This window comes from Vibrio sp. 970 (assembly GCF_033339075.1).
Genome location: NZ_JAWOTW010000736.1, coordinates 1 through 536 on the forward strand (window position 1 = coordinate 1; position 536 = coordinate 536).

Sequence of the window (536 nt, forward strand, 5' to 3'; positions counted from 1 at the left end):
TTCTGATCTGTGCAAAAAAAGAAGAGAAAATGCTGCCTGCTTCTGTGATAAAAGAGTCTTTGAATGCAAAAGTAGACGCTATGGAAGCGCAAGAAGGTCGTCCTCTGAAGAAGAAAGAGAAAGATAACTTAAAAGATGACATCGTGATGGACTTACTGCCTCGTGCCTTTAGCCGCAGCAGCCACACTCACGTGTTGATTATGCCAAAAGAAGGCTTCATCCTTGTCGATGCAAGCAGCTACAAAAAAGCAGAAGACGTATTAGCGCTACTGCGTAAAACCATGGGTAGCTTACCTGTTGTTCCTGCGATTCCAGAAGTAGCAATTGAAACCACGCTAACAGAATGGGTTAAAACAGGTAACACACCGCAAGGCATCACCATGATGGACGAAGCTGAGTTAAAATCGGTGCTTGAAGAAGGTGGCGTGATTCGCTGTAAGAAGCAAGAGCTGACCACAGATGAAATCCGCAATCACATCGCAGCTGACAAAGTCGTGACGCAACTTGCGCTTAACTGGCAAGGCCGAATCGAGTTC

1 protein-coding gene is annotated in these 536 nt (G+C 45.7%); it reads left to right on the top strand.

What is annotated here, in order from left to right; genetic code table 11:
- A partial coding sequence (locus R7Q11_RS28910) for a recombination-associated protein RdgC (RefSeq protein ID WP_225467312.1) occupies positions 1-536 on the top strand: 536 nt, incomplete at both ends.